Here is a 12,621-nt window from a genome sequence, read left to right on the forward strand (position 1 = left end):
GAAAGGGGAGGCGGTCTACAGCAAGTTAGAATTAATACACAAAAAAAAGAGCCACTTATGTGGCTCTTTTCAATTTACCTATCAGCAATTATTGTGCTGTTGGTGGATGGCTGTGTTCAATATCCTCTGACTTCTTGGTAAAGCGGCGACGTATCACCACGAAGAAGACAGGCACGAAGAAGATAGCCAATGAGGTTGCGGCAAACATTCCCCCAAGAACACCAGTACCTACTGAGTTCTGGGATGCAGAACCTGCACCGTTACTAAACACCAGTGGGATAACACCTAACATAAATGCTAAAGATGTCATCAGAATTGGTCGTAAACGCATTTTAACTGCATTCAGCGTTGCTTCGACTAACCCTTTACCTTCTTTCTCCATCAAGTCTTTGGCGAATTCAACAATCAAGATTGCGTTTTTCGCCGAGAGCCCAATGGTTGTTAAGAGACCCACTTTAAAGTAAACGTCGTTGTCTAGACCACGAACACTGGTAAACAGTAACGCACCAATAATACCTAATGGAACGACTAACATAACTGAGAATGGAACTGACCAGCTTTCATAGAGAGCCGCCAAACACAGGAAGACCACTATCAAGGAGATTGCGTACAGAGCAGGGGCTTGGTTACCTGCTAAGCGTTCTTGATATGACATACCTGTCCACTCGTAACCAATTCCTTCAGGCAGGTTTTCAGTGGTGAGTTTTTCCATTAACAGCATCGCATCACCCGTACTTTTCCCAGGAGCTGCTTGGCCTTGAATGTTCATCGCAGGGACACCGTTATAACGCTCTAAACGCGGTGAACCATACTTCCAAGGGTCTTTGGATTCGTCCATAAAGGCAGAGAACGGAACCATTTTACCTTGGTTATTACGAACATATAGGTTACTGATGTCAGAAGGTAACATACGGCTTTCTGCGTCACCTTGTACGTAAACTTTCTTCACACGACCACGGTCGATAAAGTCATTCACGTAGCTTCCACCAAACATAGAACTCAATGTTGCGTTGATATCACTAATAGCAACACCTTGAGCCTGTGCTTTTTGTTGGTCAATATAAATACGGTATTGCGAGGTATCATCCTGACCATTTGGACGAACACCTTGAAGCATTTCTGGGTGCTGAGCAGCTAATCCAAGTAACTGATTACGGGCTTGCATTAATTTATCATGCCCCAAGTTACCTTTATCGACTAACTCAAAGTCAAACCCGTCTGCGGTACCTAACTCAACAATTGCGGGTAGGTTAAAGGCGTAAATCAATGCCTCTTGTTTTTGTGACAGTGCGATATTCGCGCGCTGTACAATCGCATCAACGTGGTTTTCATCACCTTTACGTTCGCTCCAATTTTTTAGAACGACGAAAGCGAGACCCATATTTTGACCTTGACCTGCGAAGCTAAAGCCCCCTACGGTAAAGACCGATTCAACGTTTTTGGCTTCTTCGGTATGGTAGTAGTTATTTACTTCATCCAATACCGCTTGGGTTTGTTCCTGTGTTGATCCTGGTGGTAACTGGATCATAGACAAGAATACCCCTTGGTCTTCCGCGGGTAAGAAGGAAGACGGTAAGCGAACGAACATGAACGCCATACCAACCACTAACAGCAAGTAAATCACTAAATAACGGCCAGTGCCGTTAAGCATACGGCTTACACTGTCGGTGTAGTGGTGTGCTTGTTTTTCAAATGTACGGTTAAACCATCCAAAGAACCCTTTTTGGCTACCATGGCTGCCTTTTTCAATTGGCTTCAACATGGTGGCACACAGTGCTGGTGTTAAGATCATCGCAACCAGTACTGACAAGATCATGGACGATACAATGGTAATAGAGAACTGACGATAAATTGCCCCGGTAGAACCTCCAAAGAAGGCCATTGGGATAAATACCGCAGATAGAACCATTGCAATACCGACTAATGCACCTTGGATTTGACCCATTGATTTTTTGGTCGCTTCTTTTGGTGACAAGCCTTCTTCTTGCATAACACGCTCAACGTTCTCAACAACGACGATGGCGTCATCGACGAGAAGCCCGATGGCGAGTACCATCGCGAACATGGTCAAGGTGTTTATGGAATAACCAAATGCCGACAAGATAGCAAAGGTACCTAACAATACGACAGGTACTGCAATTGTTGGTATCAGCGTTGCACGGATGTTTTGTAGGAACAAATACATAACGACAACAACCAGCATGATTGCTTCCACTAACGTTTTAACTACTTCGTTAATTGAAATTTTAACGAATGGAGTTGTATCGTATGGATAAACAATCTCTAACCCTTGAGGGAAGAAAGGTTTCATTTCCTCAAGTGCAGCACGGACGTTATTAGACGTGTCTAACGCGTTCGCACCAGTTGCCAGTTTAATACCGATACCTGCTGCTGGCTTACCATTAAAGCGGGCAATCGTACTATAGTTTTCAGCACCTAATTGGACATCAGCAACATCCTTAATACGCACTTGTGAACCATCTTGGTTTACACGTAATAAAATATTGCTAAATTCTTCAGGGCTATTCAAACGTGTCTGCGCAATGATAGAAACGTTTAAACGCTGGTTTGCTATAGACGGTGAACCACCGAGTTGCCCTGCTGCGACTTGGTTATTTTGTACCTTGATCGCATTAATGACATCCGTTGTGGTCATGTTGTACTTAACGAGTTGCTCTGGTTTTAACCAAATACGCATTGCATATTGGGTACCGAACAGTTGAGTTTCACCTACACCGTTAACTCGGCTAAGTGGGTCTTTAATGTTTGACCCTACGTAGTCGGCAATATCGTATTGCCCCATTGAGCCATCGCTAGAAACGAAACCCGCAACCATTAAGAATGAACTAGTTGATTTATCGACACTAATACCTTGTTGCTGAACTTCTTGTGGCAACAATGGCATCGCCAGTTGCAATTTGTTTTGCACCTGTACTTGCGCGATATCACCATCAGTTCCTGCTTCAAATGTCAGCGTAATGCTAGCAGAACCTGATGAATCACTGCTCGATGACATATATACCAAGTTATCGATACCGTTCATATTCTGTTCGATAACCTGCGTTACTGTATTTTGTACCGTCTCAGCATCCGCTCCCGGATAGTTAGCTGAAATAGAAACAGCCGGTGGCGCGATGGTCGGGTACTGTGAAACAGGTAACTGGATAATTGCCAACAGACCAGCAAGCATGGTGATAATTGCAATTACCCACGCAAAAATTGGTCTTTCTATAAAAAACTTAGGCATTAATCAGCCGCTCCCTTATTTAGACTTTTCTTCAGGTTTTGCCTGATTGTCTATGGATTGCGTTTCTAAGTTTGCTTCCTTAGGATTCACAACAATTCCTGGTTTGATTTTTTGTAAGCCGATGACAATGACACGATCACCTGCTTGTAGACCTTCAGTTACCAGCCATTTGTTGCCAACTGCTTGTCCTGCTTTAACTTGTCTGACTTCAACTTTATTCTCAGCGCCAACAACCATGACTTGAGAAGTTCCTTGAGCCGTACGAGATAATCCTTGTTGCGGAACTAGAATCGCATTTTCAACAACACCATCTTCTAATACAGCACGAACAAACATACCTGGAAGTAACTCTTTGTTCGGATTAGGGAACATGGCTCTCATCGTGATAGACCCTGTTGTTTCATCAACAGTGACATCAGAGAATTCCAAAACCCCTTTTTGTGCGTATTCTTGACCGTTATTATTGATCAAACGGACAGGCGCTTGCCCTGACTCTTGCTGTATAGCACCTTTCGCTATCTCATTTCTCAGACGTAAGAAATCGTCACTCGACTGTGTTACGTCCACATAGATAGGGTCAAGTTGCTGAACACGCATTAATTCAGTGGCTTGTCCTGATGATACTAAAGCTCCCTCAGTCACACTCGATTTGCCAGTACGGCCGCTAATCGGCGCAGTGACTTTGGTATAATTCAGGTTAATACGTGCAGTTTCAACCGCTGCTTCAGCCGCTTTGACGGCAGCAAGTGCTTGTGCATAGGTTGAGGTCGCTTGGTCGTATTCCTGACGACTAATGTAATTAGTTCCTAACAATGGTTTATAACGCTTCACCGTTAAGGCAGCCAGATTTGCATTTGCTTGTGCTTTTGCTAGCTCCGCTTTTGCGCTGTCATAGGTTGCTTGGAATGGTGCTGGGTCAATTTGGTATAAAGATGTCCCTGCTTCTACGTCGCTACCTTCTTTATAGTTGCGCTTTAAAATGATGCCACTAACCTGAGGGCGAACCTCGGCAACACGAAATGCGGATGTACGGCCTGGTAACTCGGTTTTGAGAGTCAGAGGTTCGGCTTTAAGCGTAACAATTCCTACTTCAGGCGCCGGGCGTTCTCCGCCACCTTGTTGTTCATCGTTACAACCAGATAAAGCCAAGCCACCTGAAAGAACTAACAGAGCCAGAGGTAACACCCCTCTGTTTTTTCGCATAAGTTAACCTCAATTAATCAATATGAGTTCAAAACAAAAATAAGAAAAATGGTAAACAATATGATTTATCACTGTGCTATAGTACAAACATACACGAATGTATGTAAATCAGCTTTCGATAGAAACGGGTCACAATGGCACGAAAAACTAAACAACAGGCTGAAGAAACCCGTCAGGAAATATTAGATGCTGCCATCAAAACATTCTCTGAACGAGGAGTTTCTGCCACATCATTAGCCGATATTGCAAAAGCAGCGAGGGTTACCCGAGGTGCAATATATTGGCATTTCAAAAACAAAGTTGATCTCTTTTATCAAGCTTGTGAATTTGGTGATAACCAAATAATACAAGCTGAAGAATATTATCGTTCTAAATATACCAATGATCCACTTTCAATACTAAGAGAATTATTAGTTTATATTTTGACTGGTTTTATTGAAAGTCCTAAAAATCGCGCTTTGATGGAAATTTTCTTTTTGAAGTGTGAATTAGTGGGTGAAATGGCAGAGTTAGTTGATTTTAAACGCGCTAACTATGTTGCGAGTCAATGCCGAATAGTTGACAATTTGACTGCCTGTATTGATGCAGGTCAACTTCCTGCTGACCTTGATGTGGAAGCAGCCGCGATTATGATCCGTTCATTAATGTCTGGTTTATTAGAAAACTGGCTACTCCAATCAGAAAATTTTAATATTAATCAACATACAATTACATTGGTTGATACACTATTAGAAACACTAAAGTGTAGTACGACAATCCGGTTAAAACCAATTCAAACTGAATAAGTGGAGTCCATATGACCTCTATCTTGATTATTGCCAATGGGGCACCTTACGGCAGTGAAACACTGTTCAACTCATTGCGACTAGCGATAACGTTAAAAGAGCAAGAGCCGCAGTTAGATTTAAAAATTTTTCTGATGTCAGATGCTGTGGGCGCAGGATTGGCTGCTCAAAAGCCGAAAGAAGGCTATAATCTTCAACAAATGTTAGAGATTTTAACGGCACAAAATGTCCCCGTTAAATTATGTAAAACTTGCACAGATGCCCGCGGTGTAAGTGAGTTAACTCTTGCTGATGGTGTTGAAGTAGGCACGTTAGTTGAGCTTGCAAGCTGGACATTAACGGCAGATAAAGTATTAACTTTCTAATATTTTACGTAAAATATGTTTAATTAGGTGAAAGTAAGTGTGGGTAGGCGACTATCGGCACTTTGCTTAATTAAACAATATAATTATTTGTATAAAGGAATGCCATTATGATGAAACAACAATGGAAGTGGCGGCAGTTAGTATCGATAACACTGTTTTTTTTCATCATATCTTTTTCCAGTTCAATTACGGCATTAACATCAAATAACTTACCTGATAAGAATGAAATAAAAAGTGCGCTCAGCGCATTGAATAAAAAAAGTTCACTCAGTGAAGAAGATAAACTTGCTCTCGCTGATCTGGAAAAAACCTCAGATTTTTATAACGAGCTAGATAAACTCGAACAGCGAACGGCTGAACTGCAAAAAAAACTGAGTAACGCGAGTGAAGAATCGAAACAAGCAGCACAAGGTTTGTTGCAAATAAAAAATGAAAATGAGCAGCGCACCGAAAATTTCCTACGAAAAATACAAGATAGTTCTCTTTCACAATTAGAAGCATTACAAGCCTCTTATTTAGAAAATCTGCAAACAGAACAAAATGACCTTGCAACCTATAGTAGCCAATTAATTGGCTTACAAACGCAGCCTGAAAGGGCACAAGCGATGATGTTGGAAAATGCGAGGCGCTTACAGGAAATTCGTAATGAGCTAAATAGTTCATTGAATGAATCTGTGAATTTAAGACCAACTCAAATTACCATGCTGCAAGTTGAACAGTATTTATTGCAGCAACAAAATGAATATCAAAAACGTATTCTACAGGCTAACACTCAATTACAAGATGTGCTGCAAAAACAGCGTGATTATACCGCCGCCTATATTGAGCAATTGGAACATCATATTCAGCAAGTACAAAACGCGATTAGCCATCGTCGCCTAAATGACTCCCAATCAACAGTGCGTGAAGCATTGAGTACTTCTGAAACCGATATTGAAGCGCAACAGAATCCCATTATTCAAAAAGAAATTGCGATTAATAATGCGCTTAGTGACCGTTTAATCGCAGTGACAGAAAGTAGTAATAAACTGGTGCAAAATGGTATTCGAGTGAAAACATGGCTTGAAAGAGCGACGCAGTCAGAACGAAATCTAAAAGAACAAATTAATGTATTACGCGGTAGCTTATTGCTTTCACGAATTTTATTTCAACAACAAATTGATTTGCCTCCTGACATTTTAACTAAGAATTTACCTACAACGATTGCCGATTTGCGGCTTGAACAGTTTGATATTAACCAACAGCGTGATGAGCTTTACCAACCTAATGATTATATTACGAAGTTGGAACAGCAATTTGAGATAAAAACAGGGGATGAGCCAGCAAATAGCACATTATTATCAGCTGAAGATAAATCCTCGTTATTGAAACTATTGGAAGTACGTCGGGGGTTATTAGACGAACTTAACCAGCAGCTTGGTGGGCAAATTTCGCAAGCTATCAACTTGCAATTGGATCAAAACCAATTATTGAGTGTGGTGAGTTCTCTTGAAAACACATTAGCCCAGCAAATATTTTGGGTGAATAGTAATAAACCAATTGATTTGGAATGGGTTAAAGGTTTCCCTGAAGCCGCAGCAACACAAATTAATAGCTTTGATTTTAGTTTATCGAATCGCAGTATTAAACGGGGAATGAGTAATTCACTGTTAGTTGTTATTCCACTTGTATTGGTCGCGCTGTTGTTTATTTGGTTTAACCGTAAAATTAATAATCGATTGCAAGATATTGACCAACGGCTTTCCAGTTTGCGTAACGATAGTGTGTTAAGCACACCTTTTGCGCTACTGCTGACATTAATGCAAACCTTACCTATTTCACTGTTTTTACTGGCATTTGGCTATTGGTTCTTGAAAACAGGAAATGTACAAGGGCCATTCTTCTGGCAATTTTGCCAACAGTTGGCGATATTTTGGGCATTATTTGAGCTGACTTTTCGCGTGTTAAAACCGCAAGGTATTGCTCGAAAACATTTTGGTATCGAAAAAGAGAAAATATCCCAGACGCGGCGCCAAATGCTCCGGTTATCGATTCCGTTGGTACCACTCATTTTCTTCTCCACTTATGGGGTTACTAACCCACTGAAAGTGTCTGAGGACGTGATAGGTCAGTTGATCGTGCTGGTTTCTCTTATCCTGTTATGTATCTTTACTGTTCCTTTTTGCAAACAAGTTTGGCAAGAGAAGGGTAGCCACTTAACGCGTAGTATTGTCGTGACATTGCTGACATTTTCGCCATTAATTTTAGTGGGCTTAATGATGGCAGGCTACTACTACACCACTTTACGCTTAGCAAACCGTTGGATAGACAGTTTATACCTGTTATTGCTGTGGTATATCACTTATAGCGCGTGTTTGAGGGGGTTAACATTGGTTGCCCGTAAATTGGCGTATCAGCGTGCTATTGAGCGGCGTGCGATGTTGAAGCAAGAAGAGGTTGAGAACGAACCTATTAAAGAACCCCCAATGACCATTGAGCTGATTAGCCAGCAATCGTTACGCCTTACCACGATGGTGTTGTTTATTATCTTTGCATTGGCGTTTTACGCAATTTGGTCTGATTTCATCACTATTTTCTCTTTCTTAGATAGCGTGAATTTGTGGAGCTATACCGCCACATCGGCAGATGGGGGAAATATCTTACAATTCGTCACGTTAGCGAATTTAATTTTGGCTCTGGTGATCATTATTGTTGCTTGGGTGATGACGCGAAATCTCCCCGGGTTACTGGAGGTTTTGGTCTTATCGCGGTTAAAACTTCGTCAAGGTTCCACTTATGCCATCACGACAATATTGACTTATATTATTGTGGGAATTGGGGCGATCGCCTCATTAGGGATGATTGGTGTCACGTGGAACAAGCTGCAATGGTTGGCGGCAGCCTTAACGGTCGGGTTAGGGTTTGGTTTACAAGAAATTTTTGCTAACTTTGTTTCAGGGATCATTTTATTGTTTGAGCGGCCGATCCGCATTGGCGATACGGTCACTATTGGGACCTATTCAGGAACAGTCAGTAAAATTCGCATTCGTGCAACAACGATCGTCGATTTTGATCGTAAAGAAGTGATCATACCCAATAAAGCATTTGTGACTGAGCGGTTGATCAACTGGTCGCTATCAGACACCGTTACACGTATTACGATTGCGATCGGGGTAGCGTATGGTTCTGATCTTGATAAAGTAAAACGCGTTTTACTATCTGCCGCAACCAGTAACAGTAAGGTAATGACGGAACCTGCTCCCAATGTTTATTTCACCAGTTTTGGCGCGAGCACGCTAGATCATGAATTGCGTTTTTATGTGCGGCAGATAGGTGACCGTGGTGTGACCAGCGATGAAGTGAACCGTGCGATAGATAAATTATGTCGAGAAAATGATATTGATATTGCATTCAACCAGTTAGAAGTTCATTTGCATAATAGCAAAGGGGATGAAGTGCAAGAAGTGAAACGTACACCAAAAGACAGTGATGACAACCTACCAAGTTAATTAGATTTCATCTGTGCGGGTGGCTTGTGCCGCCTGCATCTGTTTGGAAATATAATCATTTTTAACAATATCAAGGGCTTTTAATACAATATCGGCTTCAATATCTGAATTTTCGAGTAAATAAATCAAATCAACGGCAAGTTGTACTTCTTGTGGGGCATCTTTGAGCGAATTCATAGCGATCCCTTCTAATATTTAATCAAAGTATTGATTTTCTTGATGTTCAATGGCTTTTTCAATGCGCAAAAGTGCTTGGCGGCATCGGTACAAACGGCCTGCGAGTACAGCGAGTTCTTTTTGGCATTGGTGCTGCAAACGGTGGTCGGTTAGCTCACTTAAATGAAGTTCTTTTTCACTCACCATGGCCTGCAAGCGTCGTTCATAGTCTTGGTGTTGTGATAAACGTTCATATAAATCAACCTGTTCCCTTTTTTTAGTGAAACTAGACTCTTTTTCACGTAAAGTTTGTGTAGAGATCTCTCGTGAAATTGCCTGCATTTGATGGACAATTTTCTCAGTCAGAAAATTGACCTGCTCGCTGTGGTTTAACGTTACGCTATGGCACAATTGCTGGTATAAGGTCTGTAATTCGTTTTGGCAATCACCCAAACGGGTTGATTTGCGACTAAACAATTGCATATCGAAGCGTGAATGTGAAAACTCAAGATCCTTTATGGGTTCCACTCGTGTTTTCAATTCATCAATTTGCTTTTTTAACGCGTCCAAAAGAGCGGGAATTTTCATTTTTTGTTCTCATTAAGTGTCAAAAATAGCGGAATATTGATATTCAGCAACAAAACTGATGCCAAATTGACGGCTTCTTATTGCATTTTTATGGTACTTTACATAGATTCTACACTTTCGTGTTTACTACATGGCTTTTATTATGACCGCTAAAGAGCAACAACTGCAATTGATTAAAGAAAGTATCGCATCGATTCAAAATTATCCAATCGAAGGCGTGATCTTTCGTGACATTACGACTTTATTAAATAACCCTGCTGCATACCAAGCAACGATTGATATGTTAGTGGAACATTATCAAAATAAAGGCGTCACTAAAATTGTAGGAACTGAAGCGCGTGGTTTCCTATTTGGCGCGCCAGTTGCATTACGTTTAGGCGTAGGTTTTGTCCCTGTGCGTAAAAAAGGGAAGTTACCACGTGAAGTATTGAGTATGACTTACGACCTTGAGTATGGCACCGATACGCTTGAGATCCATAAAGATAGCATCAGCCCTGAAGATAACGTCTTAGTTGTTGATGACTTACTCGCGACCGGTGGTACCGTGGAAGCAACGGTAAGAATGATCAAACAGCTTGGTGCTAATGTTGTTGATGCGGCATTTATCATCTGTTTACCTGATCTTGGCGGCGTTGAACGTCTACAAAAAGAAGGTGTTTCTTCTTATAGCCTTGTTGAGTTCCCAGGCCACTAATCTTTATTTTCCCTCTATTTTTATCACAGCCTCGCTGTATAGGTTGAGGCTGTGGTAGCATGGTACTATGATTATATATATTCACGTACCATGTTAAATGACAGTGGAATCCATGAGCTATCAGGTACTTGCCCGTAAGTGGCGCCCCCAAAAATTTTCAGACGTTGTTGGCCAACAGCACGTTTTGACTGCACTCGCTAATGGGCTAACGCATCAGCGGCTTCATCACGCCTATCTTTTCTCAGGTACACGTGGTGTAGGGAAAACGACGATTGCGCGCCTATTTGCTAAAGGTCTTAATTGTGAAACAGGGATCACCGCCTCGCCTTGTGGACAATGCGCTAATTGCCTTGAAATAGAACAAGGGCGATTTGTCGATTTAATTGAAATTGATGCGGCTTCCCGTACTAAAGTCGAAGACACTCGTGAATTATTAGACAACGTCCAATACGCACCAGCACGTGGGCGCTTCAAAGTTTATTTAATTGACGAAGTACATATGCTGTCTCGTCATAGTTTCAATGCGTTGTTAAAAACCCTTGAAGAACCGCCTGAACATGTGAAGTTTTTATTGGCGACGACGGACCCGCAAAAACTCCCCGTGACCATTTTGTCTCGCTGTTTGCAATTCCATCTAAAAGCGTTAGATGTCACGCAAATCAGTGAGCAACTTGAACTCATCCTAAATGCAGAAAATATTGAGCATGACCAACGTGCTCGCCAGCTGATAGCAAGAGCGGCTGATGGTAGTTTACGTGATGCATTAAGCTTAACTGACCAAGCCATTGCGATGGGGCAAGGGAAAGTCACGGCTGATATTGTCAGCCAAATGCTAGGAACCCTTGATGATGAACAGCCATTAGCGATTATTGAAGCGTTAGTACGTGCCGATAGCATGGCGGTAATGGAGCAGGTGGAGCAAGCTGCCAGTCGCGGAGCGGATTGGGAGAACTTGCTGGTGGAAATTTTGTCGCAATTACACCGTATCGCGATGATCCAACTGCTTCCTGCTGAACAAGAAACAGACCCGTCATCGACAGAAGGGCGGCTACGGCAGGTCGCAAGGGTCATTTCCCCTGCAGACCTTCAACTGTTTTACCAAACGTTATTAGTCGGAAGGAAAGAACTTCCCTATGCCCCTGAGCGGCGTATGGGGGTTGAAATGGCACTATTACGTGCATTAGCTTTTCATCCTAAAAATGTGATTGCTGAAATTGAAGCACCGCCAAAAGTTATTCCACAAGCCGCTGTTCAATCTGCACCGTCTGCGGCATCAAATATGACGCAAAGGGTGCCTCCGACACAAGCGCGAGCAGAAAATCTGCCAGACAATAGCCCAACGTTACAGTTATTGAAGGCTAGGCAGGCGTTACAATCTCCACAAAGTGAGGATCCTAGCCCAAAAAAGGCTAAACCGGTGACGCCTGAAAGGGCTAAGCCGGCGGCATCAGCACTGGAAAGGCTGGCCGCCGTGACCAGCAAACATCAACAAAATGTGGTTAATAAAGCGTCTCAGGCGGCAAAACTACAAAAACCAAAGCAATACCAATGGAAGCCTCAAAATGAAGAGGCGATGGCGCCAAAAGAGGCAGTGACAACGCCAAGCGGGATCAAAGAGGCGTTAGAATATGAAAAAACGCCTGAGTTAGCCGTTAAAATTATTGAGGAAGGGCGAGTTCGTGACAGTTGGTCAGGGAAAATTGCAAAATTAAATATTCCCAAACTGGTTGAACAATTAGCTTTGAATTCATATATAGAAGAGTTAAGCGAGTCGCAAATTGTTTTACATTTGCGCTCGGCTCAGAAGCATCTCGATAAACCATCGGCACACAAAGCGTTGGAAGAAGCTCTGAGCGAACTATATGGTCGTACTGTTGAACTGAAAATCGTTCATGATGATAATAGCGAGGTGAAAACCCCGCTAGAATGGCGACAGGCGATTTATGAAGAAAAACTGGCACAAGCGCGCCAGTCTATTATTGCGGATAAAACGATTCAAAAACTGCGCTCAATGTTTGATGCGCAATTAGATGAAGAGAGTATTCGCCCCGTTTAACGCTACAGTCTCATTGTTAAGCTGTAGCCTCAGTTGTGA

General features: G+C 42.2%; 9 protein-coding genes. 5 read left to right on the plus strand and 4 right to left on the minus strand.

The features are described 5' to 3' along the window. Positions 1-88: 88 nt before the first annotated feature. Both PSF67_RS02480 and PSF67_RS02485 read right to left on the minus strand, forming a co-directional pair. Positions 89-3,247 carry an efflux RND transporter permease subunit gene (locus tag PSF67_RS02480; protein WP_102139403.1) on the minus strand — a complete coding sequence of 1,053 codons (3,159 nt, stop codon included), beginning with the start codon at positions 3,245-3,247 and terminating at the stop codon, positions 89-91. A gap of 15 nt (positions 3,248-3,262) precedes the next feature. Beyond that, complete coding sequence (locus tag PSF67_RS02485) at positions 3,263-4,450, minus strand: efflux RND transporter periplasmic adaptor subunit (protein ID WP_166265701.1); 1,188 nt, start codon at positions 4,448-4,450, stop codon at positions 3,263-3,265. A 134-nt stretch (positions 4,451-4,584) separates the two neighbouring features. On the opposite strand from PSF67_RS02485, the gene acrR reads away from it, so the two are divergent. The 3 genes from acrR (at position 4,585) to mscK (ending at position 9,088) form a co-directional block, all read left to right on the plus strand. Continuing rightward, positions 4,585-5,235: a multidrug efflux transporter transcriptional repressor AcrR gene (gene acrR, locus PSF67_RS02490; protein WP_272676473.1), complete on the plus strand. Its 651-nt coding sequence runs from the start codon at positions 4,585-4,587 to the stop codon at positions 5,233-5,235. A gap of 11 nt (positions 5,236-5,246) precedes the next feature. Next, the gene (locus PSF67_RS02495; protein ID WP_102139400.1) at positions 5,247-5,600 is read left to right on the plus strand and encodes a DsrE/DsrF/TusD sulfur relay family protein; all 354 of its coding nucleotides are present in this window, start codon (positions 5,247-5,249) and stop codon (positions 5,598-5,600) included. A 107-nt stretch (positions 5,601-5,707) separates the two neighbouring features. Then, a complete protein-coding gene (mscK, locus tag PSF67_RS02500) occupies positions 5,708-9,088 on the plus strand; it encodes a mechanosensitive channel MscK (protein ID WP_102139399.1) in 3,381 nt (1,126 codons plus the stop codon). Here mscK and PSF67_RS02505 read toward each other — a convergent pair whose 3' ends face one another. Both PSF67_RS02505 and priC read right to left on the minus strand, forming a co-directional pair. After that, positions 9,089-9,265, minus strand: coding sequence for a DUF2496 domain-containing protein (locus PSF67_RS02505; protein WP_166265695.1), 177 nt, complete (start codon positions 9,263-9,265; stop codon positions 9,089-9,091). It lies immediately after the preceding gene. Between the two features lie 18 nt (positions 9,266-9,283). Continuing rightward, positions 9,284-9,832 carry a primosomal replication protein PriC gene (gene priC, locus PSF67_RS02510; protein ID WP_102139397.1) on the minus strand — a complete coding sequence of 183 codons (549 nt, stop codon included), beginning with the start codon at positions 9,830-9,832 and terminating at the stop codon, positions 9,284-9,286. A 142-nt stretch (positions 9,833-9,974) separates the two neighbouring features. Here priC and apt point away from each other — a divergent pair, with 142 nt between their 5' ends. Both apt and dnaX read left to right on the plus strand, forming a co-directional pair. Further along, positions 9,975-10,526, plus strand: coding sequence for an adenine phosphoribosyltransferase (gene apt / locus PSF67_RS02515; RefSeq protein WP_102139444.1), 552 nt, complete (start codon positions 9,975-9,977; stop codon positions 10,524-10,526). A 112-nt stretch (positions 10,527-10,638) separates the two neighbouring features. After that, complete coding sequence (gene dnaX / locus PSF67_RS02520) at positions 10,639-12,582, plus strand: DNA polymerase III subunit gamma/tau (RefSeq protein ID WP_272676474.1); 1,944 nt, start codon at positions 10,639-10,641, stop codon at positions 12,580-12,582. Positions 12,583-12,621: the final 39 nt, after the last annotated feature.

The sequence above is a fragment of the Providencia sp. PROV076 genome (assembly GCF_028483405.1).
Classification (GTDB): Bacteria; Pseudomonadota; Gammaproteobacteria; order Enterobacterales; family Enterobacteriaceae; genus Providencia; species Providencia huaxiensis.